Genomic DNA, 25,865 nt, shown 5'->3' on the forward strand with positions numbered 1-25,865 from the left:
TTGTTGAATTGTAAATAAAAAAGAATGAAAAGACTACTATTGTTTGCTATGATGTGCGTAGGTATATCATTTGTTTCTGCTCAGAGAAAATTTGATAAGGTTTCGAAGGTGACCTCTTCTGAGATCAGATGGTGGGGATATAAGGTTGTAAAAACTGTACCTACATCACATTCCGGAACAGTAAAACTGAAAAGCGGAAAATTCAATTTTGATAAAACGGTTTTGGTAGACGGTGAATTTATAATTGATATGAGAAGTCTGATGGCGGGGGATGTTTCTGATGAAGATCAGATCAAGCTGACCAACGACCTTAAAAGTACCAATTTCTTTGAAGTTAAAAAGTTTCCGATTGCGAAATTCCACTTAACTAAAATTATTCCTCTGGCAAACAGTGAGTACAATTCAACGGTATATGGGGATGTTACGATAAAAGGAGTGAGAAAGACCATTACTTTCCCTGCTAACGTATATGTTACACAATTTACGGTAGTGATTGAGTCTGCTAAATTCTCATTGAACAGAAGGGATTTCAAAGTATTCTATCAGTCTTCTTTAAAAGATTATTTCATTAAAGATGAAATGGATATCCAATTCAAAGTTTCTACAGAAAAGCTGGATAATGATAACAGGGTTCCTGTAAAGAAAAAATAAAAGGTTTTACTTTAACAATAAATTAAATATGGGTAGCTTTCAATAGTTACCCATATTTTTTATTTTAGCAGTATGAAAATCTATGTAATAAGCGGACTTGGTGCAGATTTTAAAGTGCTGGAAAAATTGCAGTTTCCTGCACATCTGGAAGTGGTGTTTATAGACTGGCTCATTCCGGGGCTAAACGAAAGTTTTCCTCAATACGTTGAGAGAATGGCGTCAAAGATTGATGATTCGGAACCATTTTATCTGTTGGGGTATTCTTTTGGAGGAATTATGGTGCAGGAGATCAATAAAATAAAACCGGCTGAAAAAGTAGTGATTTTAGGAAGTATTAAATCTGATAAAGAAAAATCGAGGTTAATAAGAGCCGGACAGATTACCAGGATCCCTAAAATATTACCTACTCGTTTTTTTAATGAAAAAAATACAGCGGCATATTCTGTGCTCAGGAAGTTCTTTGATCCAAAAAATCCTAAGGTTTTACAGTATTTCAGGGTGAAAGATCCTTATTATCTGAAATGGTCCATAGAAAAGATTTCAGATTGGAGGTTTGATGAAAATCCTGAAGTGATCCAGATATTAGGTGACAGGGATATTGTATTTCCTGTGAAAAATTCAAAACCGAACTATATTATACGGGGTGGAACCCATCTGTTTCCCGCTACTAAATCAAAAGAAGTATCTAAAATTTTAAATGAAATATTTCCTGTGGAATAGATTTTAAATTATTATGCGTTAAAATTTAAGGGTTGTTTTGTTTTTAAATGTGTTTTTATGAAATTTATCCCTATTTTTGATAGGGTTAAAATAGATTTTTATGAAAATTGGTTTGAAATGGATCGTGTCCTTTGCGGTGATATCAATGGTTGCTATCGGTGGTTTGTTTTGGTCACCGGTAACGGACCTGCCGGATTCAGGTGAGTTTTTAAGCGAAGATAAGATCGTAGGGGCTGATGTGGCGTGGATTTTAGCAGCAGCAGGACTGGTATTGCTGATGACACCGGGGTTGTCCTTCTTTTATGGTGGAATGGTGGGTAAAAAGAATGTGATCTCCACCATGTTGCAAAGTTTTATTGCTTTAGGAGTCATTTCTATTCTGTGGGTTGTAGTTGGATTTTCTTTGTCATTCGGTGATTCTATAGGTTTTGAAATGAACGAAGAGCACTATGGACTGATCGGTAATCCCTTGAGTTACCCCTTTTTTAATCATGTAGGTGTCTTGCCGCACAAAGCGATGGCTTCTACCATTCCGTTTATTTTATTCGCTCTTTTTCAGATGAAATTTGCGGTGATAACTCCCGCACTGATCACCGGTTCTTTTGCCGAACGGGTGCGCTTTATTTCCTATCTGCTGTTCATGGTTCTTTTCAGTATATTCATTTATACGCCCCTTTGCCATATGGTATGGCATCCGGACGGTTTGTTGAATAAATATTTTGGTGTCAAAGATTTTGCAGGCGGAACCGTAGTGCATATGAGCGCAGGATTTGCTGCTTTGGCAGGAGCAATGGTTGTAGGAAACAGGAAAAACCCTCACCATGAACCTTCGAATATCCCTTTTGTACTTCTGGGAACAGGAATGCTTTGGTTCGGCTGGTTTGGTTTCAATGCCGGATCTGCACTGGGAGCCAATGCAACTGCTGCCACAGCTTTCGGAACCACAACTATAGCTTCGGCATCAGCGATGATGACATGGATCCTTTTTGACCGAATTAACGGAAGGAGTGTTTCTGCATTAGGAGCATGCATCGGTGCTGTAGTAGGTCTGGTTGCCATTACCCCGGGATGTGGCTTTGTATCTGTTCCGGAAAGCTTATTTATCGGATTTATTTCAGCTATTGTTTCCAATCTGATGATGAACTGGAAGAAACTCAAAAAAATAGACGATACCCTAGATGTTTTTGCATGCCATGGAGTAGGGGGAATCATGGGAATGATCCTGACCGCTATTTTTGCGCATGGTGAAAACGCAAGCCTTCTGCATGGAGGGATTGAAGTATTTGCCCACCATATGATGGCGTTGGTTCTGGTTTCTGTGTTTGCATTTTTTGGCTCTCTGGTTTTGTACCGGCTGACGAACAGAATGATTACCCTTCGGGTATCCGAAGAGTCGGAAAATATGGGACTGGACATGTCTCAGCATGAAGAAAGCCTAAAATGGTAGCGGGCACTTAAATAATTATTTTAATCCTTATGTGAAGGGAAGCATAATAACGATTTATCATGTATCTTTGTGATGAGGAAAATGATGAATCTTTTATGGAATCAATATCAGTATTTGAGATTATTAAAGTAGGTATAGGCCCGTCCAGTTCGCATACGATGGGACCATGGAATGCAGCTTCTGCATTTATCAGAATTATAAAGAGAGAAAGATCGATCACAGAGGTGAAAGAGGTCTTTCTTGAATTTTTCGGTTCTTTAGCAAAAACCGGGATAGGACATGGTACAGATATCGCGGGAATGCTGGGATTGAATGGTGAGGATTACAAGACGATCAATACTTCAAAAATTGATGAGAAAATTGAGAAAATAAAAAGAGATGAGATCATCAATCTGGGTGGAGAGAAAGAAATTCCTTTTATCTACGGCTATCATCTGGTTCTCAATATGCAAAAATCCCTCGATTTCCATCCGAACGGAATGATTTTCAGAGCCGTTTTCGAAGATGGAACCGAACTGGTCCAGGACTTCTATTCCGTAGGAGGAGGATTCATTGCAAGCCAGGAAAAAAATTCGATCCAAAAGCATTGTGTCCGCACATTATACCCTTGTCATCACGGTTCAGATGTTATAAAATATTGTGATAAGTTAGGGCTTGAGAAGTTTTCAGACCTGATCATGATCAATGAAGAAAGCTGGAGGACCCAGGAAGAAACCAGACAGGAAGCATTGAATATCTGGACACAGATCAAAGAATGCATCTACAAAGGAGTCAACAAAGAAGGAATTTTGCCTGGTGGTTTAAATGTAACCAGAAGGGCAGCCGGAATCAACAGAAAACTTTTAGGGGATAAAATATATAAGAATATTGACGAATGGTTTCAGCTGGTAGTAGATGCCGAAGAAAATTTCACCAATATCAATAAATGGATTGCCTGCTTCGCTTTGGCTGTCAATGAAGAGAATGCAAGCTTCGGAAGGATCATCACAGCACCTACAAACGGGGCGAGTGGTGTTATTCCTGCCGTTTTAATGTATGCTCAGGCTTTCACGCCATTTACGAGTGAAGATGATATTGTAAGATTCTTACTGGTTGCCGGAGAAATCGGAACCCTGTTTAAAAGAATGCCACGATCTCCGCGGCTATGGGAGGATGCCAGGCTGAGGTTGGAGTATCTTCTGCTATGGCGGCAGCGGGACTTACTGAAATTTTAGGCGGAAGTGTAGGACAGGTGCTGATGGCGGCTGAAATCGCTATGGAACATCATTTAGGTCTTACCTGTGATCCGATCAAAGGATTGGTGCAGATTCCGTGTATTGAAAGAAATACAATGGGAGCGATGAAAGCGATCACCGCAGCCAATATCGCTCTTGAAAGCGATCCTGCAAAAGCCAGGGTAACTTTGGATGAAGTTATTCAGACGATGTGGGAGACAGCTCAATCGATGAGTGATCGTTTTAAAGAAACTTCGGAAGGAGGGTTGGCTATTGCAGTCAATGTTCCGGAGTGCTAGAAATATTTGTCACAAAAGTAATTTTCTTTTAAACTGATAGTCCTAAAGCTTTATAAGTTTAGAAAAAATGTACCTTTTTATAGTGACCTAGGAAACGTAGGCGTTAAGAAAATGAATGCTGTGAACGTTAAAAAAATTCTACTGTCTGAGTGCGGAGAGAAAAGTTAATAATAAACATACTTCAAATCCGCACGAGTTATAGAATTTTTAGAGAATAGGATCATTTTTAGCCGCAGTTTCCAGTCTTGAATTTTTGTTTCTTTTGTTTCAAGACAAAAGAAAAGATACAGTCAATTACTAAAGTTACGATGGATGATTCTCCTTCATCGAAATAGCAAAGAAAAATATTCAATAAGAGGATTACTTATCCAGTATTCCTCTTATTTTATTAGCATTGGAAATCAGCTCCGTTAAATATTCGTAATTTTCTTTTTCCAGAGCTGCCTTAAACTTACGTAGCTGCGAAATATGTTCATTAAGGACATCCAGAACATTTTCTTTATTTTGTTTAAAGATCGGAACCCACATTTCCGGATGGGATTTGGCTAGCCTTACCGTACTTGAGAAACCCGAACTTGCCAGCTGAAAGATGGTGTCTTCCTCTTTTTCTTTTTCCAATACAGTATTGGCTAAGGCGTAGGATGTAATGTGAGAGATATGAGAGATGTACGCGGTATGGACATCGTGGTCTTCAGCATTCATATAAATGAGGTGCATATCCAGGCCTTCTACAATTTTCTGAACGAGGGCAAGAGCGTCTTCTGCGGATTCTTCTTTGTTGCATATCACCCCGGCTTTTCCTGAGAAGCTCTCTGCAACGGCTGATTTCGGTCCGCTGTTTTCCGTACCCCACATCGGGTGGAAAGCTACAAACCTAGACCTGTTCGGGTGATCTTTTACGCCGCTTACAATTCCTGCTTTGGTGGATCCTGCATCCATTACCGTTTGGGTGCCTGATACCAGATCTAAAACTGTAGGTAAAAGCTTTCTCGCGGAATCAACCGGAATAGCAATAATCACAAGATCGGAATTCCTGATTCCGTATTCCAGGTCTACCTTGGCATCAATGATATGTAAGCTTAATGCCTCATCAAGGTGCCTGCTGCTGTTGTCTATTCCGTAGATAAAATCGGCAATTCCTTTTTCTCTCAACTTTAAAGCGATAGAGCCTCCAATGAGACCTACACCGACAATACTTATTTTCATTTTCTTTTCATTTTAAAATAAAAAACCCCGTCCTAGGACGAGGTTGTATATCATATATAAGAATCTCTATCCCAGATCTGAGTTAAATATTCTATAGTAATATGTTCCGTTATTTGTAATCACGAAGCGAAGGTATAAAATATTTTTGAAATGATAAATATGATTTTGATAGAAAGTTTTGCTTGTGAGGAAAGACTTTTGGTTTTATAATGCGACGGGTTTTGTCGCAATTCAAAGCTAACTTTGTACAAATGAAAAAGATGAAGTCAAAAATTTTCGATAAGTCTTTTCGTTGTGAGATAAAAAAGATTACTTTTGCGGCAATTATAAAAAATGAATTTAACAATTAAACACAAGGCATGAAAAAACTCTACTTGAGTGTACTTTCTATGTGCATTATTTCCGGGTTATCAGCCCAGGAAGTGGTTTGGCAAAAAGATATCAAATCCTCAACCCAGGATTTCCTAAGCCAGGTAACCACAACAATCGATCAGCAGTATCTGATAACAGGAAGTGTCATACAAGCAGGAAACCAGAAGAAAGATGCAGGAAGCAATACCCAGCAAAACAATGGCTACGACTTTCATTTGGTGAAACTCAACCAACAGGGAGATCAGGTTTGGGAAAAGTATTTCTCAGGAAACAATCATGATTATTTGTCTTCTACCGTAGCAACCCAGGAAGGAGGCTTTCTAATTTCAGGAACCTCATATTCCGGAAAGGGAATAGATAAAAAAGATGACTCCAAAGGAGGATCAGATATATGGCTCATTAGAATTAATGAATTTGGAGATGAATTGTGGCAAAAGACTTTGGGAACAAGTGCTGATGAAGAAGCCAGATCAGTTATCCAAACCACAGATTTAGGACTTGTTGTAGCCGGAAATGTTCAGAATGCATCCAAAGGCTATGGTTCAAAAGATATCCTGGTGATCAGACTTGATAAAAACGGAAAAGAACTTTCACAACTTATTTTAGGGGGAAGAGGATTAGACGAAGTGGAAAAGATGATACCCACAAGAGACGGTGGAGCACTTCTGGGAATCTATTCAAGAAGCTCTGAGTTTCGTGTTTCCGATTCCGGGAATCAAAACTCAGCTACAGGAACCTCAGGTTCCGTATCCCGCTATGCAAAAACCACTGAAAACTTTGGTGAAGGAGATTACTGGATCGTAAAACTAAACAAAGAAGGAAAGGTAGAATGGGAAAAGAACCTGGGAGGAAAAGGAGATGATCATCTAAGAACACTGGCTTTAACGTCAAACGGGTATATCATCGGAGGAGAATCAAGAAGTGAGAGATCCGGAAACAAGACGGTAGGAATAGAAGAAGGAACAGATTTGTGGTTGGTTTCTTTAAATGAAAGAGGAGATGAACAGTGGCAAAAATCCTACAATTTCAAAAACAGGGATGTTTTGATGGGTATGACTGCCCTAAATCAGCTATCAACTGACAACTCTCAACCCTCAACTAAAGGAATATTGTTGGGTGGATATACTCAGGCAGAAGGAAGAATAGAAACAGATGATGAAACATTCTGGATGCTGTATTTGGATGCTAATGGAAATGAACAGTGGAGAAAGCATGTGAAGGGAGAATCCAGAAAGAGAGAGGAGAGATTATCAGATATTAAGCTGAACAGGGATGGCTCCATCATTTTAGCAGGAACCAGTGCAGAGGAACTAGGGAAGGAGAACTGGAAGATTGTGAAGCTGGGAGATAAACAACTGGATCAGTTAATTGAAAAACAGGATATCAAGATCTATCCGAATCCGGTATCAGATTATGCTTATGTAGAAATAGGCTTTGATTTCAGGGAAGCGGATATTACTATGTATGATATGGGAGGAAGACAGCTTCAGAATCTAAAAACCAAGAATAAGGTAACGAAGATTAATGCACAGCCGTTGATACAAGGTGCTTATCTGGTGGTCATCAAAACGGATACGAATAAAACGGCTAATGCTAAATTGATTAAAAAATAATACAGATGAGAAAAAATAACTTTATAAAAAACTTGTTTTTCTTTTGCTTTTTAGCTTATAGTACCATAAACTATGGTCAAAGTGGAAATACTTTTGAACTTCAAAAAAGTAATTATGAAAATATGGGTACAGTGGATATTGCCAGAGGTAATCCTAGTATAGGTATTCCTTTATTCAATATTCCCACTCAATCTTCCAAACTTAAAATCAATGTTGGATTAAATTATTCTGCTTCAGGTATTTCATCCAAGCAGATGATCACTGATATTGGCATGGGGTGGAACGTTACAGCGGGATCTTATGTATCAAGATCTTCTCATAATCATGTTAAGGAATATAGCGTAGGAAAGATAGGGAATAACAAGGTTTATGAATCCAATATGTTTCAGTATAGCTGTCCTGGAGGAAGTGGAAGATTTGCAATAGCCTATGATAAAGCTACTAATGGAGCGAAAATTATACAAACAGAAACTTCAAAAACAAGGATCATTTTCGAGAAAACTACTGATACCACAAAATACCTGATAAAATCGTTTACAGTAATTGATGAAAACGGGTTAAAATATCTTTTTGATAAAAACGATATTTCATTTTATGGAATAGGCAATAAGAAAGAATTGTTTCAGAGTGCTTATAACCTTACTCAAATAACAGATGAAGGAAATAATACGATTGTAACCTACGACTATGTTCCTTATACACAGAGTATTTCAGGTGTCGGCGGAACACAGTATATTGTAAAGAACAAGCTTTTGAAAATCAATATAACTAACATTGGATCAATTGATTTTCAATATTATCAAGGCACTGCACCTTTGCCCGTTACCAACTGGACACCAACCTCTGGGGATCGTGATGCTTATTTGCTACAAAAATTAATACTCAAAGATGCAGGGTCAAGAGTAATCCATCAATATCAGGTAAGCACCAATGGAAAAGAGCTACTCTCTTTATCTAAATTGGATAAGAATAATAACGTGATTGAGAAATACAGTTTTGATTATCTTTCTAATAATGGTGTAAGTGTAGATAAAAAAGATGAGTTCGGTTTTGGAACAGTTTCTTCCTATCAAATCTTTGAACAGGATAGATTATATAATACTGGGGAAGTTAACCCTCACTATGCCAATAATGGTGTTTTACAGGTAATACATTTGCCCTCAGGAGGAAAAATAGAATATGAATTCGAGTCAAATACACAACCTGTACCTAGTCGTCAGTATAGTGTATCTTATAGCGGTGGGAATATCTTAAATCATCCTTTTAAAGATTTTAAGCTGGTAAAAATAGCAGAGATCAACTTTGACATGGCTATTACCAAAGACTATCCATTTACTATTGATAGCTCTGTATATACTGATGTATGTTATATTATTGGTGGAGTGAATGATGTAACATTAAAAAATGCAGGACCTGTTCCTTTTTCTTATAAAATTTATAAGGCTAATGGTACAGAAGTCTCAAGGACAATATTTAAAAATGATACAGAGACCTCCAGCTATGAGTATTTTGTGACCAATGGTACGAACAAATTAAGGCTCACCGGGTCATCCCCTGATAAAGGAACATTTATTATATATGGAGTAAAAAAGCTTTCCGAACCTTTTAACTATACTAAAGGCCTGAGAGTGAAAAGTATTAAAAAATATGATGATCCCAATGCCGCACCTATAGAAGTATTGGATTATAATTACGATGATTTTTCAAAACCTGGGGTTCCGAATAGTATGCTTTATGGCTGGGATAATAGCAGTATCCTGCTAGATGGTGGATTTTATCAACCTTATGAAGAGATGCTTTACAAAAATGTAAAAGTCACCAATACAACTAAGAACTATTCTACTAAGTATTCTTTTATTATGCCTAATGATACTAGTGGACTATTAAACCTTCCAATTCAAAGTCCCTTTAATTATGCAGACCTCAATTATAATATTTTAAATATGTTGCTTCCTGAAAAAATTGAGCAATATAAAGGGAATGGACAACTGGCACAGAAAAATGAATATCAGTATACCATAAATTATACTCCGATTGATGCTAATATTCCTGTTCCTCCAAAAATCCCATGGATAGAAACCCAGACTGTCAATGGGTTTTCATATCCGGATGCCAATACTGTTTTAACCAATTCAAGTACAACAACAGCAGAAGGTAAATATGGAAATATTATTAAAGAAGCAGCCACTGACGAAACCGGAGATTATTCTGAAAAAAATTACAAATATGCTGATGATCTTAATAACCAGAAGCTGAAAAATGCCAATCTGATTGCAGTTCCGCTACAATCGGAAACTAAAGTAACCCAAGATGGAATCTCTAAAAATATTTCAAAATCCGAAGTGAAGTTTGATCGCACCACGGATGTCTATCCTTCTTCAACAATTTCCTATGACGTTGTAAACGGAACACCTTCTACAGAGGGAACTTTTGATAAATATGATGCATTTGGGAATGTATTGCAGCTTACCAGTAAAAGCGGAGTTCCTGTATCACTGGTATATGGTTATAACAATACGCTGTTGATTGCTAAAGTTGAAGGTATTACCTATGACCAGCTTACAGCTCTTAATATTATTCAGCCTATAGTCAACGCGTCGCTTAAGGATATTTCAGATCCTTCTACAGAGCCTGCTTTCATTACAGCTCTCGATACTTTCAGAAAAAATCAGAATCTGAAACAATACAATATAACGACCTACACTTATGATCCGCTCATTGGAGTAACCACTGAAACTTCTCCAGCAGGAGTCAGAAAGAACTACCAATACGATAATGCCAACAGGTTGATTAAGATCACAGACCGAACGGGCAATACGTTACAGGAGTTTAAAAACAACCTTAAAAACCAATGATCATGAAGCCAGGTATACAATATAAAACACAGATCAGGATGAAAAAAATTATTTTATGTTTGATGCTGTTAATCTCTGGGTGGGGCTTCTCCCAGTCAGGGCTTACTGACAACGAAAACTATTCTTATACGAAAAGCTGTCTTACCGAAGATTGCTCCAAAAAAGTAGAATCAGTTCAATATTTCGATGGGCTTGCTCGTCCTAAGCAGATCATCAGTATTAAAGGAACTCCATCAGGAAAAGACATAGTACAACATATAGTATATGATCCTACGGAAATAACGAATAAAACTTATCTGCCTGTCCCACAAAGTGTAACCCAGGATGGAGGTATTTATACAGATCCTCTTGCGGATGCTTCCCAGACCTATGGCTTAGAAAAGATATTTGGAGTAACGACAATGGATATTGCTCCTTATAACAGGGTAAAGCAGAGCGTAAAACCGGGAAATGCCTGGGCTAACAAGCCAGTGCTGTATAATTATGAGACAAATGCAGCTAATGAAGTATTGAAATTCACGGTCTCTACCACGTGGGAAAATAATGCTACCAAAACAGATATTGTGAAAGCTGGATATTATCCTTTAAAAAAGCTTTCTAAAAACACGATAACTGATGAAGACGGGAATAAAAGTATAGAGTTTAAAAGCGCAAGCGGAAAGACCTTGCTGGTGAAGAAAGTAATTAGTGCATCAGAGAGTGCAAACACTTACTATATTTATAACGAGTATAACAAGCTTGCTTTTGTACTTTCACCGGAAGCTTCAAAGACAGTTGAAAAGATGGCTAACGGGGCTACTGTTACCCAGAGTATACTTGACCCATTATGTTATCAGTATAAATATGACTCCAAAGGAAGACAGGTAGAGAAAAAAATACCAGGGAAAGGATGGGAATATTTTGTTTATGATAAAGCTGACAGGCTCATAATGAGTCAGGATGCAGAATTACGAAAAACAGGAAAATGGTTCTTTTCAAAATATGATAAGCTGAGCAGAGTAATATATACAGGAATAGCTGATATTGGGAGTCAATTTATCAGGGATCAGGTTCAATACAGCACCAATTATTATATTGACCAGGGAAAGCCATCAACGGAAGAAAAAAGTACTACGGGATTTACAAACAGTGGAATGCTTGTCTACTATGGCAATATGGTATACCCTACCACTATTGATAAGGTTTTGAGTATTAACTACTACGACACTTATCCAACTGGAACTCCCACAAGACCTTCGCAGATTCAGGGTGTTAATACCATCGGTGATAACACGGCTAATGCAGTCAATACAAGAAGCCTTGCAACAGCTTCGTATGTGAAAAATATTGAAGATGATAACTGGACGAAAAATTATATATGGTATGATGATAAGATCAGGGTTATAGGTACGCACTCTATTAATCACCTGGGAGGCTATACCAAAACAGAATCTTTGCTTGATTTTGCAGGCGCCGTAAAACAGTCTAAAATCTACCACAAAAGATTAGCTTCTGACGCAGAAAAAATTATAACCCAGACGTATGAATATGACAGCCAAAACAGATTAAAAAAACAATGGCATCAGGTAGGAACGGGCGCTCAGGAATTACTTGCGGAGAATACTTATAATGAACTTAACCAGCTTTCAGGTAAAAAGGTTGGAAACAGCCTTCAGGATATTGTTTACACCTACAATATCCATGGTGCTCTTACCAAAGTTAATGATCCTTCCAACCTTAACGGGAAATTATTTGCCTATGAGCTTAAATTCCAGAATCCCACTAATGCAACTGCAAAATATAACGGACTAATTTCAGAAATGGATTGGAGGACTTCTTCAGATAATGTACTAAGAAGATATGCCTATCAATATGATGCTTTAACCAGGCTGACCAAAGGAACTTATTATGAACCCGGGTCATCGGTTCCCCAAAATAATTTTTACAACGAAACCCTGGCTTACGATCTGAACGGAAACATCAGCTCCTTACAAAGGAACACAAAAGGTATTACAGGAGCAACCGAACTTATGGATAACCTTACTTATCAGTATACGGGAAATAAGCTTAACTCCGTTACTGATTCCTCAAATAACTATGGAGGGTATCCCGAAACTTCCGGAAATAGTATTGGCTATGATGATAACGGGAATATGACAGACCAGAAGGATAAAGGAATTTTACAGATCGACTATAATATGCTTAACCTCCCGAAGTATATTAAATTTAATGAACTTGTTGGGAACAGGGGATCTCAAACCTATGTTAATACATTGTATACCTATCGCGCAGACGGGACAAAGCTAAAAAAAGATTATAAATACAGGGATGATGCCCAGTTTAATTTTCTTGCCAATACGGTGACGGATTATCTGGACGGATTTCAATATGAAACGAGTACGACATCTTTTGGAGCGGGCTCACCAATCCTTAAGTTTGTACCTACTGCGGAGGGATACTACAGTTTTGAAAATAATAAGTATATTTACAACTATACCGATCATTTGGGGAATATAAGGCTAAGCTACTCCAAAAGCTCTACCGGTAGCGCAGAAGTTCTTACTGAAAACAATTACTATCCTTTTGGATTGAAACATAATGGCTATAATGGTATAAAAGGAAATCCTTCTTATAATTACCAGTACAATGGCAAGGAACTTCAAAGTGAAACCGGATGGAATGATTTCGGGGCCAGGATGTATATGTCCGACATTGCACGATGGGGCGTGATTGATCCTTTGGCGGAACAAATGAGAAGATTTTCTCCGTATAACTATGCATTTAATAATCCGGTAAGCTTTATTGATCCGGATGGAAGAAAATCCATCTACGCTCCTACGATAGATCCTGAAAGATCTGTAGGAATGGGTGAGAGGGGAAGTCTCCTGAGATATTTCGCCCAAGGAGGACATGGTGGAATAGCAAATTATTTAGATTATTTGGGACAGCAAAATGTAACTGCAATGTATTTTGAAGACTCAATGTCTAAGCTTAGTACGGCAGGTGGCAGAAGCACTGAAACTTTTGGAGAAACGCAGGCTTATAGTGATCTTATGAATACGTTGAAAATGGGCTACAGTGGAGGATTAACAAATAATAAAGGCATTTTAAGTTGGTGGACAGATGCAGATGAAGCGCAGTATGGACAATATAATATGTTGAAGTTAGGTACTGGTAGCATGTGGGGTAATGTTATTGATTATTTTATGAATAATTTCGTTTTAAAATTAGAAGGTTCTGCGACATTTGGTGCACAAGTTGGAGGTAAAACAAGCTTTGGTTCACTTGAGGCAGGTTTATTTACTACATCTCTTGGAAAGGTAGGATGGAGTTTGGGGGATGGTTTTTATGCAAAAGCTGGTGATAGAAAAGGACATAATTTTGTAGGTGGTGGTATAAAATTATTAAGTAAGAAATTATCAGTAGGTGGGAACTTAGATTATGTTTCAAATGACGTCATTCCCACAGCTGGTGATTTAATAGAATATTATAAGGATAATGGACATTTAGAGGGGCAAGGTAATATAGGTCCTGGAGAAAGCATACTTAAACCACCAGCTGGGAGCAGTGCTGAAGCTTTAGGAATATCTTTAAAATCTAAATTTAAAGGAGGTAATAAAGAAGGTTGTTCGTCTTGCTTTGAAATTGGAGGAGGATTGAAAGCTCTTTTGGGTATAGATGGTAAAATTGTAATAGGATTTAAATAATATTATGAATTACTATGTTAATATTCATTCTGATACTTCAGAATTTTTTGAAGGTAATAAGTTAATTTTAAAGGTGATCTTTGGACGCTTTTATTTAAATAAAAACAAAATTTTAGGAGTTGACAATAAAGAGTTGTTGGTTTTTAAAACGTTTAATTTTTTTTTTAAGAAAAATATTAAAATATTAGATCAAAATTTAGATAAGACTCTTTCAGTAAAAAGAAATAGCCTTGTTATAAATAATAATATACTTTCAATAAAAGAGAAATTTAATATATTAGGGAAATATGAAGCGATATGTTTGTTAAATAATAAAAAAATTGGATCAATAAAAGATGAATCAACTTTTTTTATGAACAAATACGTCCTAGTATTTGACAGAGAAGATGAATACAACTATTACTTTTTACTATTATTTGCTATGCTTTCAGTAGGATTTGCAGATCCGGCATAAAAATACAAATGCGTAAAAAGGTTATCTACAAAACGTAGATAACCTTTTTAAATTTTTATATACAGCGCTATTTAGAGTTTTTATTTCTACAAAAAGATCCCTATTATTTTCCTTTATTTTATTATCTTATTTTTGTCTACATCTAAATTTATTTCATAACCGATAATTTTTATACTATCAGTCTCTTTCTGTAAGGAGAAAATTTCAAAAGTATTGATTTTATCTCTTTTCACATAATATGACAATAGATATTCAGCTTTAGAGTTTGTTCCTTTTACAACACTTGTTTCCCATTCATATAATGAATAATTTGAACTACTTCCCGCTTCTTTATTAGTCCAATCAATCATTCCAATTAATTTATCTTTACTTGTTGCTTTAAAAAATTTTGCACTAAAAAGCTTCAAAATTTCTTCTTTTCTGTTTGCCTTAATTAAAGAATAAAACTTTTGTGTAATCTTTTCAGCCTCTTTTTTATCTTCTTCTCGGTTTTCATATATATGATTAAAGTTGCAACTAGTTATCAGTAAAAGTACTAAGATTAAAAGAGAGCTCTTTATATAGTTTTTCTTAAACATAAGCTATTTTATAATATTCAAAGTTATGAACAATAATTTAAAATGAATAATTATTTATTAAATATAGTTGTTATTATGAAGTAATGATTTTTCCAGCTTATACCTGTTTGTTGATACATTTATGGTCACCCTGCTGGCGCGAGCGTCACGCTGGTGTCTTAATAAATTAGATTAACAACTCATAATAAATCCGAGAAAATACCTATTTCTCGGATTTTTATTAAGGTTGTTTTTAGAATTACACTATTTATGGTCTTTAAAGGTTTTTGAGCAAAATTAAATTACATCCATCAGAATCCTATTGAAAGTGGTTTTGTAACAGAACCTTATGAATGAAAATATAGCAGTGCAAGAAATTACTATAATGATGATCATGAAATTTTGGAAATAGATTTAAATTTGTAATTAGTGAAGAGGCAACGAGCGTGACGCTCGCACCAGCGTGGGGTTTTTAGTTTATGGAACAGGAACAATGATTTATGATTTAACAAATGAACCTTAATTAATAAGAAAATGCAAGAATATAATATTACTATTTTTAAACAATCTAGAATTTTGTTAAGTCTTTTTTTAACGCCAATATTTTTTGTAATTGCAATCTTTATTGGAGCTGAAACCAGCTCTTTTATTATTCCAATTCTTTGTTTTACTTTAATCCTTATAACAATGTATTATTTTGCAAGTGGAAACCTCAAAATAATAATTAAAACTGATAACGAATTAGTTTTTGAATGGAAAAAGAAATTTATTTTTAATTTTAGATCTCCTATTTCTATTAAAATTAGTGATATCAAAACCGTTGTTTTAGATGACGATCAATTTTTAAGAAAAATTATAACAAATGTTGATACTATTTATATTAATAATTCCAAGATTAAATCTAAAGATGCGGACAAGTTTATTGACAAGTTAAAAAATGAAGTTAAAAAATACGATATTAGAATAATTGATAGTTGGGATGAACTTGTAGAAAAAGGATATATTAGGTTGGCTTATATAATTAATTCTTTTGTTTTATTGGTATCAATTATAGTAGTTATAATTTTTACAATATTAAAAGGATTTAATCCAATTTCATTTTCTATCTTACTATTGTTTATACCGCAAATGCTTTTATATAGTAAACAAATGAAGAGTAAAATATAATTCCCCTGTTGGCGCGAGCGTCATGCTCGTGTCTGAATAAATTAAATTAGATTAACAACTCATAATAAATCCGAGAAGGTACACTTTCTCGGATTTTTGTTTATAGTATTTAATATTAAATGAGTCTGAAAGTAGCCTTTAGCAGAAATTAAATTACATCCATCAGAATCCTGTTGAAAGTGGTTTTGTAACAGAACTTTATCAATGCAAATATAGCAGTGAAAGAAATTACTATAATGATGATCATGAAATTTTGGAAATAGATTTAAATTTGTAATTAGTGCATGGGGGTAGCGGGGATTGGAGCAGGAGCAAGAAAAATATCTATTTATGATTCATCAGTAATTAATCAAGGATTTTAAATCCAAATATAGCACAACGATTCGGTTATTCATTCGAGAAGGTTGGAAATGGAATTATTTTGCAAAAAACTTTAAAATAATATTTAAATGATAAAAGATAAATCATCAATATACCTTTCAATTTTCAAAAGAAAAGGTGGGGAAGGGATTAAAACTAAAATTATTAATAGAGATAATGAGAATCAATTCAAGACATTGTTTTCAAATTTATCTGATCAAGAAAAACCATTAATTACTTTTTTTGAAAATATTTCAAATTGGATTTTATTGACTAATAATAGAATTATTATCAATAAGCAAGATAGCTTTTCATTTGTAAAAATAGATGAAATTATAGAAGTTGTTCCAGCCTTAAAAGAAGAATTGAAAAATGACATTTATTTAAAAAATAATTTTACAAAATTAAAATTGGGATTAAAAAATAATGATAATGTTATACTTGATTTAGAGCAAGGATTGCCATACGAAGGTTTATATCAGGTTTTACATTTTATTAAAAGCGATAATATTAGTTCCCTCTTATAAACTGGCGTTAAAACTTATGGTTGGTAAAATAAAATATATTGGGATTTTTCTTGTCTTTTCCATATTTTTCAGTTGTAAAAAACAACAAGGGGAAAATATTTTAAAATTAGCTGAACTAAGTAATTACAAAATAATATCAAAAACAAGAATTAACGATTCTATTACGAAAATTAATGGAGAGAATAAAGAGTATACTCTGGAAGGTAATATAAATACTCATTACAACTCTAAGCAAGATTGGTGGAAATTTAGAAATAAAAGAACTGGAGAAAAGTATGAAATAGAATATATTTTTCTAAATAAACAGATTGAGAATCAAATTAAGATATATAGAGATGGAAAATTGTATGAAGATGCAAGTAAATTTTATACTAAATCATTTGATAAAGTTAGGTTCAATTTCAGTTTTTACTTTCCTGTTTCAAAATTTAAAACAAAATTAGTAGAGTTTAATTATACTATTTCTGATTCAGTCAGAAGAAAGATTATTAAAGAGGAAACATTAATATGTAAAGAAAATAATAGTTATTATTCTTGCTCTATTCCTATTAATGAGAATGAAAGTGTGATAGGTATAGTGACAAAATTTTCCGAGTTCAGTGATGACAAAAGTGATAGTATAATGCTTGCAGCAGATAAAATATTTGTGAAATAAATGGCAGCTGGCATTTTAAATGGATTCGTGCGGTAGCGGGGGGAATACGCTTTACCAAGATCAATATAAATTATTAATATGTTAGTATCTGAAAAAATATTTAGCTTAATAAAAAAAGAAAGGCAGATGTTGGGTGATTTTGAAAACTATAAAATTAAAATCAGCAATAGTGATAACTTTGATAGAGAAAATTTAATAGGAATATATAAGATTAGGCAATACACCGCTACAAGGAATGGTAATGTTAGGTTATCACAAGAATTAAGCAGTTTATTATTAAGCTTGGAAAATTATTCTGAAAGTAAATTAAGATTTGTAAGCATAACAGGTGAAAAATATTATGGTATGTTTTATCTGAGTGAAAATTGGCATGAAGTTATTGGATACTTTGAAAGTGAACTTGATGAGAATGGAAATATAATAAATTAATAAAATGGCCCCTGCTGGCGCGAGCGTCACGCTCGTGCCCGAATAAGATTAACAATCTATATATAAATCCGAGAAGATGGAATTTGATAAGATGAGGGATCAACTCAATGTTTTATTTGAAAGGTTAGACTTTAAAACAGTTTCAACTTTAGATAACAAAGATTTTAGAACATTAGCGCATAATTTCTTCATAGGGATAAACCAACTTAGAGATGAAGGCTTAACCTTAAATGATGATTTTATAAAATTTGTCAATAATAAACATATTGAATACGATCATGATGATTATGGAAGTGATTTAATATATAAGGAAAGGATGCAGGATATCCTTTCCGAATTAACAGAATTCTGCTCACCTCCATGGTTCTGGAATACCCCATTAGAAGAGTATCTGGCTCAAAAATGGTAAATTTTTAACTTCGAATAAACAAAAAAGACCGGCTCTACAGCCGGTCTTTTTTATAGGTACGAACCATACAGTTGCTAACCGAACCTGTTATGGATTGGATATAATAAGAGCAGAAGGTATATCGGATAGCCAGATACTTTTGGTATCGATTAATCCTTTCCAGCTTTTACTGCTGATGAGCATCAGATCCTGGGAATTTAAAAACTCCTTTTCGATCTTTTTCTCGTTATATAGGGTGATATGATTAGGGGCAACCTGTTCAATGCTTCTGATGAGTTCTTTCACCTCGATATTATTCCGGATCTGTCCTGCGACATCCAGAATGATGATCTGTGAATTATTATTGTTGATCAGTCTCTTGGCATATTCCAGCAGGTAAAAATCGCTGAGGTTGAAGATCGGAACAAATACTTTATCCGCACTTTTGAAATCTTTTTCTACCAGAACTCCTACCGGGATATTGGTTTTATCAAGGATTTGTAAAGTAAAATCGTCAAAAGGGGAGTTGTTGAAAATATATCCTTTTCCTTTTACGGTATTCAGGAGTTTTTCCGGGTTGATGATCTTCGTGGTGAAACCCAGCAGCCTGCCTAGTAGACTTCCTTCATACATCGATTTTCCAAGCATGATCAAAAGGAGGTCGTAGTTTCCTTTGTTTGAAATGCTGGTAAGATCGTTTTCAATATCCGTAGATGCTTTGAAAAGGGTAGTGACTTCAAGTTTCAGGTCGTGGGAGGTTTCGATTACATTTTTAAACTGCTCATTCTCGTATTCATTGATGTCATAGGCATGCATTTCCTCCACAGGAGCAATATTCATGGCAGTAATGCTCTTATTGCCATTCATTTTATTGGTAAAATCATGGGCGAGTTTTAATAAGGTACTTCCCGATTCAGGATTGTCAAAGGAAAGCAAAACACGATATTTCGAATCATGATGCCCATTTGGGATATTTTCATCCTTTTTAGATTTAAAAAGATAATTGAAAAAATCCAGTGCCGGTCCGGTCATAAAGGTAGTGAACAAAGCCATGATCACCAGCATGGCGAAAATTTCGGGACCCAGAACACCGAGGTCATATCCGATATTCAGAACGATAAGTTCCATTAATCCCCGGGTATTCATCAAAGCACCGATTGTTAAGCTGTCTTTCCAGTTGATCCCGAGGAATCGTGCAGCTAAAGCACTTCCTGCAAATTTTCCGGCTACAGCAATCAGAATTATAAATCCGGCTGTCATCCAAAGGTGTCCGTCATTGAGCAGTCCGATCTGTGTCCGAAGTCCTGTAAATACAAAGAATAAAGGAAGTAAAAGAACCAGGGCCACATCTTCGATCTTATCGATGAACATCGTACGGAATTTAGCGTTCTCAGGCATAATAGCTCCAGCCATAAAAGCTCCGAACAAGGCATGGATTCCGATCACTTCCGTTACATATGCAGAAAGAATAAGCGTTAAAAAAAAGATGGCGACCATCGGTTTGTTGATGGTGTTTTTACCTGCCTGCAGATCACCGATCCTTTTGAGGAACGGCCTTACGATCTTGATCATAAAAAAGACATAACCTATAGCCATTAAGATCACATAGATCGAACTGGCAAAAGATCCCGCTTTTACAATAGCGATCACGGCTGCAAGGATACACCATGCGGTAATATCATCTGCTGCGGCACAGGTGATAACGATGGTTCCCAGTTTGGTTTTCTGCAGATTTCTCTCCTGGACGATCCTTGCCAGTACCGGAAAGGCGGTAATGCTCATTGAAATAGCAATAAATAAGGCAAAAGAAGTAAACTGGATACCATCCGGTGCAAATTCCTGATAGATGAAATAGGAGAGTCCGATACCCAGTGCAAAAGGAATAATGATACTGGCGTGGCTGATCACTACGGCATCATGCGCCTTTTTTCTTAAGACGCTAAGATCAAGTTCCATACCAACGATATACATGAACAGGATCAGCCCGATCTGGCTTAAAAACTGTAAATTCCCAAGGGATTCTTTTGGAAAAAGAAAGGATGAAAACTCCGGAAAGTACATTCCCAGTAATGAAGGTCCCAGAACAATACCGGCAATCATTTCTCCGATCACCGTCGGCTGCTTTATTTTCATGCAAATCCATCCGAATAACCGGGCGACCAGGATGATGGTAACGATTTGTGCCAGCAGTAAAGCCAATGGATGATGAAGGTTGGCTTTAAACGATTCTATAAAGTTATCCCAGGTAGATCCTGAACTTGTTTTTACAACAAGATTTTCTTTTACCTCCAATGTTTGTCCTTCAATAATGAAGAAGTACATCAGGCAAGAGAAAACAGCGATCGTAACTGCATAAAAAATAATATTTCTGTATTTCCCCAAATTCATAATCCGTTATTTTAGTGTAAATTTCTAAAGAATATATGGATGACAGATATTATTTTTTGTAAAATGTAATAAATGCCATAAATAATGTAATGAAAAATCTATTTTAAAGAATATCCAAGCCCAATTCCTACTTTCCAGCTGCCATTTTGTGTCGAAGTCTTGGTATTATAGTACACCGGAACCTGAAGGGCTATCTTTTTGTAAACAAAAGTAAATCCTACACCCAGATTAGGAGTGATAGCGCTGTTTTTTGTCCCTTCTGAACTATCTTCTCTGATCCGTAGGGAAGGAAGCATTCCTACAATAAATCTTGTATGGCGCCAGGTCATGTTGATATTTGGTCCCGTAAAATTGATGAAAGCCCCATGATCCACATATCCGGCTGCTGCCACTCCGTCAAAAAATGCGGCTTTCACTTGAGAAGTAGATTCCTGGGAAAAACAACATCCGGATATGAGAATTCCACATGCATAAAAAAATCTTTTCATGATCAATCATTTAATCAGGGGCAAAAGTACACGGACTGATTATTGTAAAAAGGAGCCTGTAATGAAAGACCTGAATTCTGCAGCGAAAACCGGATCATTTGAAGGATCTATTTTCCGAACATTTCCATCAGAGCGCTTTTATAGGTATCTCCGATCTGAAGTTTCAGGAAATTGTCATCTTCCGCAGGAATTGTGGTAATGATCTCGTTGGTTGAAAATACTTTGATGGAAGACAACGCGATGATCTCTTTTTTATTGACCTGGGCGAAATCTTTAGCAGGAAGCATGTCAAGAAGATTTTTAAAATTGAGGTTTTTAAGGACGATATTGGTTCCGTCGTTGAGAATAATATCTTTATCGCGGCTGTCGATCTCCGAGGTTTTAATGTAAGCAATCTGCTCTGTGAAAATGATGGTTTTCCCGATATTCGTATTCCATTCGATAAAGTCTTTCTTCTGCGGGCTGTTGACCAGTTCCTTCGCCTTTTCAAAAGCCTGAATGAGTCTTTCTTTTTTAATAGGTTTACGCACATAATCCACCACATTAAGATCGAACGCTTCGGCGGCATATTCTTTATAGGCTGTCGTGAAAATGATCTTTTTAGAATCTGAAATCAATTCTGCTACCTGAAGTCCCGTCATTCCCGGCATTTCAATGTCCAGGATGCATACGTTGCAGTCGATGGAATGGATTTCGCTGAGGAAAATTTTAGGATCGTTAAAAGCCTTTACCACCTCTACATGATCAATCTGTTCACATAGAAGCTTTAAATAGCTTATCGCCAGCAATTCATCATCAAGAATAACGCACTTTATCATAGAACTCTCCTAAATTAATTTGTAATTCTGCTGTGAAGATCCCGTTTTTAGAACTTTTTTGAAGCTGATAATGCGTGTTATAGATCATCTTCAGCCTTTGATCCAGGGACTGGCTTCCGAATCCGCTTTTTTCTTTTTCCAGAACGTTTTTCAGCGAAGCCTTGTTGATCACCTTCATGGTGTAGATCCCGTTTTCCAGCTCCAGATATATGGATATAAAAGAATCCTGGGCTAAAAAATCCGTATGTTTAAAAGCGTTTTCTATCAGGTCCACAGAAATCAGCGGGGCAAATACTTTCTCTTCAAAGATACGGTCGGATTTATCGATTCTGGATTTGATCCTGAAATCAAAAAGGGGGTTGATCTTGATCTTATTGATTTCAATAAGGCTTAAGGCAAAAGTGAGCTCTTCCTTCGGGCTTACGAATTTATTATTGCTTTCGTATAAGATATAATCCAGCACGTTCGCCAGCTTATCAAGGGACATATAGGTCTGGTAAGCGTGAGACTGAACGGAATTGAGGATATTTTTAAACAGATGCGGATTCAGCTTGGTACCAATGTGTTCCAGCTGAACTTCATTCAGTCGCTGCTCAATCAGCTTATTCGTTTCCGACAGCTTGGTATTTCGTTGTTTGAATTTTTTATTCTGGCCAAACAGGTAGATGCTTACCGTAAGAAAAAAGAAAATAGCAAAGACTCCAATGAATATCAGATAATCATGAATCATGTAATAATTGCCATCCATGGTTGTTTTCTTTAAATAATACCTGCTTATTTCAGTTTTTTAAGGCTGTTCAGCGTTACCGTTTCTTCACATTTTTCATATCCGATCTCGTAGGTCGGATGGGTTTCCGGATAGATCAGTATATATTCCGGACATGGTTTTTTTTGAGCATGGCTGCGGTCGAAATCTACTTTTCCTTTGGTGATAATACTGTCTTTCAGAAATTTTTCATCAATCTTTAAGGTTTTCATTTCATTACTGAATGTCTCTGAATACTTAAAATCCTTGGAAAGCGTTTCAGCAATAACACGGCTGTTGGGCAAATATCCCGAGCAGCTTGCCCCTTTTTTGTTTAATATAAAAAATACAATAATAAGCCCCGGAATAAGGCCGATTAAATAAAACTTCAGTTTTTTCATTAGAAAATTAAAAGATTGATATCATGATAAGTAAGCCCGAAACGGTCGCAGATGATCTTTTTCGTATGTCTTCCTTTATACATATAAAGACTTTGCTTCATTTCATTTTTGCGGATCAGCATATTTTCAAAGCCACCTTCCTCATCGTAATTTAAAATGTAGGATAAAAAGAAATTAGAAATAGCCTTTGTTGTCGTTCTCGGCATTTTTGACGTAAGATTCGGAAGACCGCAATGGATCACTCCGTGTTTGATAATATAAGGCTCATCCATGGTGGTAAGTTCCGAAGTTTCGATCACTTTACCATTGTCGATGGTGATATCTATGATTACACTTCCTTTTTTCATTTTCATTACCATATCTTCCGTAACGATCGGCTGCATATTCAATCTCGGAAGGGCTCCGATCACAACATCTGCACGTCTTAAAGCTTTACCCAGCTCTTTAGGATCGATAATAGAAGTAGGAACACGGCTGTCTACAATGGTATGAAGTCGGCGTAGTTTCGATAGGGAATTATCAAAAACCCTTACGCTAGCTCCTAAACCGATAGCTGCTTTGGTGGCAAATTCGCCCACGATTCCTGCTCCAAGGATCAGGACTTCCGAAGGTCGCACACCTGTAATTCCACCCAGCATAAGGCCATTGGATAAAGCCAGCAATTCCGATGCATACAGGATGGAAACGGTTCCGGCAATTTCACCTACCAGTCTTACCAGGGCAAGCTGCTTGTATTCGTCGATAATAAATTCGAAAGCGATTGCATTGATTTTTTTCTCAGCAAGCTTCAGGAAATATTCTTTCTCTCTTAAATTGATCTGAAGGGCAGAAACCAGATACGTATTTGGCTTCATATAATCAATTTCTTCCTCAGTAGGAGGGTTGATCTTTAAAATCAAATCCTGTCCGAAAGCTTCTTTGGGATCTGTAGTGATCTTTGCTCCTGATTCGGAGTACTGTAAATCTGTAAAAAAAGATCCTACTCCGGCACCCGATTCGATAATGATTTCGTGGCCGTGATCTACCAATACCTGCACTGCATCAGGAGTGATACAGGTTCTTCTTTCGTGAAGACACGTTTCTTTGGGAACACCAATACTAAATTGTTTACCCTTCTTTATAACTTCCAGTTTTTCCTCTTTCGGCATCAATTCTTCTTCAGTAAAAGGAGTGAAAATATTTGTAGTACTCATTCTTTACATTAATTATGTCTTACAGATAAATGTTTTTATAATCAAATTTAGTAAGCAAAGATACATAATATTTACTCGAAAGTGATTTCTCTGCTTTCACCGGTATTTAAAATGCTCATTGAGTGATATTCCAGGCCGTACAGCTCTTCTTCATATACTTCCGGCCATTCGATAATGCATAGATAAGCATTGTCCAGATATTCCTCAATACCGATATCATACACCTCGTCAATATTTTTCAGACGGTAAAGATCAAAGTGAAAAATTTTTCCTTTCGGACTGCTGTACTCATTCACAATAGAATAGGTTGGAGAGCTTACCTCATCCTCACTTCCCAGGTTTTTAAGTAAAAACTGTGTAAATGTTGTTTTTCCTGCTCCCAGGTTTCCTTTTAGCAAAAGAATAGGGTGCTGCAATTGAGGAATAATTTTTTCCACTACAGCCTGCCAGTCTTCGATTTTATTGATTTTCAATTCCATTTATGATGTATAGTTTAATATATTGTTTCGGGCTTCCTTGGTCATTAAACCCTGTTCTATGTAAAAGTTAAGCTGATTGGATATTTGTAAAAGTTCTCCTGGTTGTTTTATCTGAAACAGAACTTTCCTTTCCTCATTATCCAAAAGTCTGATTTTTAAATAATTATTGCAGCCTTGGGAAAAAGCACCGTCAGCACCGTTCCTGATAATGAACCTTCCCTTATGATCATTTTGTACTATTTCCACATACTTTAGATTTTGCGTCAAAAAAACCTCATTGTCGACGGTAATTTTTTCTTTTTCAAAAATAAGTTTTCCTTCCATTCGACCTTTTAGCTGTTCCGGAAACCAGACATTAATAAAACCTCCGATGAAGGCAATAAACATAGGTATTCCTATGATCCATGCGAACCAGCCTGGAATTTCCTTTTCCGGAACTTTGAGTATATAAAGCACAAAAGCAACAGTCAGGAAAGGGATACCTATTAAAATATAAATTATTCTTTCCCTTGTCCATACAAAACCGTTGGCAGGTTTGTAGATATTAAAAGCTTTATAATCTTCAGCCATACATGAAACTTTTATTGAGAATGCGTTCAACCAGGCATTCTGTCATTCATCCGGGTGTCATTTTTCATTTGTCAAATTTAGCCTAATTATTTTATTTAGATCGAACACGAATTTTATCAATTTTAGGAATTTCACGAAGGGGGATTTTTTTGTTTTACAATAGAAATATTATACTTTTACACC

At 36.0% G+C, this 25,865-nt stretch carries 22 protein-coding genes and 1 pseudogene; 13 read left to right on the forward strand and 10 right to left on the reverse strand.

Annotation, left to right across the window (positions count from 1 at the left end):
- Nucleotides 1-24: 24 nt before the first annotated feature.
- The 4 genes and pseudogenes from MTQ00_RS00365 to MTQ00_RS00380 all read left to right on the forward strand — a co-directional run bounded on the left by MTQ00_RS00365 (nt 25) and on the right by MTQ00_RS00380 (nt 4,331).
- Nucleotides 25-651 (forward strand): YceI family protein, encoded by a 627-nt coding sequence (locus MTQ00_RS00365; RefSeq protein WP_172276964.1) that lies wholly within the window; start codon nt 25-27, stop codon nt 649-651.
- Nucleotides 652-723: 72 nt separating this feature from the next.
- Complete coding sequence (locus MTQ00_RS00370; protein WP_273647295.1) at nt 724-1,371, forward strand: alpha/beta hydrolase; 648 nt, start codon at nt 724-726, stop codon at nt 1,369-1,371.
- 100 nt (nt 1,372-1,471) lie between these two features.
- Nucleotides 1,472-2,818, forward strand: a complete 1,347-nt coding sequence (locus MTQ00_RS00375) for an ammonium transporter (protein WP_273647296.1) — start codon at nt 1,472-1,474, stop codon at nt 2,816-2,818.
- A gap of 95 nt (nt 2,819-2,913) precedes the next feature.
- Nucleotides 2,914-4,331: pseudogene (locus tag MTQ00_RS00380) on the forward strand (L-serine ammonia-lyase).
- Between the two features lie 360 nt (nt 4,332-4,691).
- On the opposite strand, the gene MTQ00_RS00385 reads toward MTQ00_RS00380, so the two are convergent.
- Nucleotides 4,692-5,537: a prephenate dehydrogenase gene (locus tag MTQ00_RS00385; RefSeq protein WP_172276976.1), complete on the reverse strand. Its 846-nt coding sequence runs from the start codon at nt 5,535-5,537 to the stop codon at nt 4,692-4,694.
- A 359-nt stretch (nt 5,538-5,896) separates the two neighbouring features.
- On the opposite strand from MTQ00_RS00385, the gene MTQ00_RS00390 reads away from it, so the two are divergent.
- From MTQ00_RS00390 to MTQ00_RS00405, 4 genes are read left to right on the forward strand one after another with little or no spacing between them, the layout of a single operon-like run.
- Nucleotides 5,897-7,522 carry a T9SS type A sorting domain-containing protein gene (locus MTQ00_RS00390; protein ID WP_273647298.1) on the forward strand — a complete coding sequence of 542 codons (1,626 nt, stop codon included), beginning with the start codon at nt 5,897-5,899 and terminating at the stop codon, nt 7,520-7,522.
- 5 nt (nt 7,523-7,527) lie between these two features.
- Complete coding sequence (locus MTQ00_RS00395; RefSeq protein ID WP_273647299.1) at nt 7,528-10,377, forward strand: RHS repeat domain-containing protein; 2,850 nt, start codon at nt 7,528-7,530, stop codon at nt 10,375-10,377.
- A gap of 38 nt (nt 10,378-10,415) precedes the next feature.
- Complete coding sequence (locus MTQ00_RS00400) at nt 10,416-14,063, forward strand: DUF6443 domain-containing protein (protein ID WP_273647300.1); 3,648 nt, start codon at nt 10,416-10,418, stop codon at nt 14,061-14,063.
- 4 nt (nt 14,064-14,067) lie between these two features.
- A complete protein-coding gene (locus MTQ00_RS00405; RefSeq protein WP_273647301.1) occupies nt 14,068-14,517 on the forward strand; it encodes a hypothetical protein in 450 nt (149 codons plus the stop codon).
- Nucleotides 14,518-14,630: 113 nt separating this feature from the next.
- On the opposite strand, the gene MTQ00_RS00410 is transcribed toward MTQ00_RS00405, so the two are convergent.
- Nucleotides 14,631-15,095 (reverse strand): hypothetical protein, encoded by a 465-nt coding sequence (locus MTQ00_RS00410; protein WP_273647302.1) that lies wholly within the window; start codon nt 15,093-15,095, stop codon nt 14,631-14,633.
- A 513-nt stretch (nt 15,096-15,608) separates the two neighbouring features.
- Between MTQ00_RS00410 and MTQ00_RS00420 the strand changes: the two genes are divergently transcribed.
- The 5 genes from MTQ00_RS00420 (at nt 15,609) to MTQ00_RS00445 (ending at nt 18,621) form a co-directional block, all read left to right on the forward strand.
- Nucleotides 15,609-16,241, forward strand: a complete 633-nt coding sequence (locus MTQ00_RS00420) for a hypothetical protein (protein WP_273647303.1) — start codon at nt 15,609-15,611, stop codon at nt 16,239-16,241.
- 449 nt (nt 16,242-16,690) lie between these two features.
- Entirely contained in the window at nt 16,691-17,128 is a 438-nt protein-coding gene (locus MTQ00_RS00430) for a hypothetical protein (protein WP_273647304.1), read from the forward strand.
- A gap of 16 nt (nt 17,129-17,144) precedes the next feature.
- A complete protein-coding gene (locus MTQ00_RS00435) occupies nt 17,145-17,783 on the forward strand; it encodes a hypothetical protein (RefSeq protein WP_273647305.1) in 639 nt (212 codons plus the stop codon).
- A gap of 78 nt (nt 17,784-17,861) precedes the next feature.
- Nucleotides 17,862-18,212, forward strand: coding sequence for an enoyl-CoA hydratase (locus MTQ00_RS00440; protein ID WP_273647306.1), 351 nt, complete (start codon nt 17,862-17,864; stop codon nt 18,210-18,212).
- Nucleotides 18,213-18,288: 76 nt separating this feature from the next.
- A complete protein-coding gene (locus MTQ00_RS00445; protein WP_273647307.1) occupies nt 18,289-18,621 on the forward strand; it encodes a hypothetical protein in 333 nt (110 codons plus the stop codon).
- 87 nt (nt 18,622-18,708) lie between these two features.
- Here MTQ00_RS00445 and MTQ00_RS00450 read toward each other — a convergent pair whose 3' ends face one another.
- From MTQ00_RS00450 to MTQ00_RS00485, 8 genes are all read right to left on the reverse strand, one after another.
- Nucleotides 18,709-20,982: a cation:proton antiporter gene (locus tag MTQ00_RS00450; RefSeq protein ID WP_172278308.1), complete on the reverse strand. Its 2,274-nt coding sequence runs from the start codon at nt 20,980-20,982 to the stop codon at nt 18,709-18,711.
- 104 nt (nt 20,983-21,086) lie between these two features.
- Nucleotides 21,087-21,476: a hypothetical protein gene (locus tag MTQ00_RS00455; protein WP_273647308.1), complete on the reverse strand. Its 390-nt coding sequence runs from the start codon at nt 21,474-21,476 to the stop codon at nt 21,087-21,089.
- Between the two features lie 107 nt (nt 21,477-21,583).
- Nucleotides 21,584-22,294, reverse strand: a complete 711-nt coding sequence (locus tag MTQ00_RS00460; protein WP_273647309.1) for a LytR/AlgR family response regulator transcription factor — start codon at nt 22,292-22,294, stop codon at nt 21,584-21,586.
- Nucleotides 22,272-23,042 (reverse strand): histidine kinase, encoded by a 771-nt coding sequence (locus tag MTQ00_RS00465; RefSeq protein ID WP_273647310.1) that lies wholly within the window; start codon nt 23,040-23,042, stop codon nt 22,272-22,274. Before MTQ00_RS00465 ends, MTQ00_RS00460 begins: the two co-directional genes overlap by 23 nt.
- A gap of 26 nt (nt 23,043-23,068) precedes the next feature.
- A complete protein-coding gene (locus MTQ00_RS00470; protein WP_172277025.1) occupies nt 23,069-23,440 on the reverse strand; it encodes a hypothetical protein in 372 nt (123 codons plus the stop codon).
- Nucleotides 23,440-24,633: an alanine dehydrogenase gene (locus tag MTQ00_RS00475; protein WP_273647311.1), complete on the reverse strand. Its 1,194-nt coding sequence runs from the start codon at nt 24,631-24,633 to the stop codon at nt 23,440-23,442. Before MTQ00_RS00475 ends, MTQ00_RS00470 begins: the two co-directional genes overlap by 1 nt.
- A gap of 71 nt (nt 24,634-24,704) precedes the next feature.
- A complete protein-coding gene (tsaE, locus tag MTQ00_RS00480; protein ID WP_172277031.1) occupies nt 24,705-25,112 on the reverse strand; it encodes a tRNA (adenosine(37)-N6)-threonylcarbamoyltransferase complex ATPase subunit type 1 TsaE in 408 nt (135 codons plus the stop codon).
- Nucleotides 25,113-25,682 carry a hypothetical protein gene (locus MTQ00_RS00485; protein ID WP_273647312.1) on the reverse strand — a complete coding sequence of 190 codons (570 nt, stop codon included), beginning with the start codon at nt 25,680-25,682 and terminating at the stop codon, nt 25,113-25,115.
- Nucleotides 25,683-25,865 lie beyond the last annotated feature (183 nt).

This window comes from Chryseobacterium sp. B21-037 (assembly GCF_028570785.1).
Taxonomy (GTDB): domain Bacteria; phylum Bacteroidota; class Bacteroidia; order Flavobacteriales; family Weeksellaceae; genus Chryseobacterium; species Chryseobacterium proteolyticum.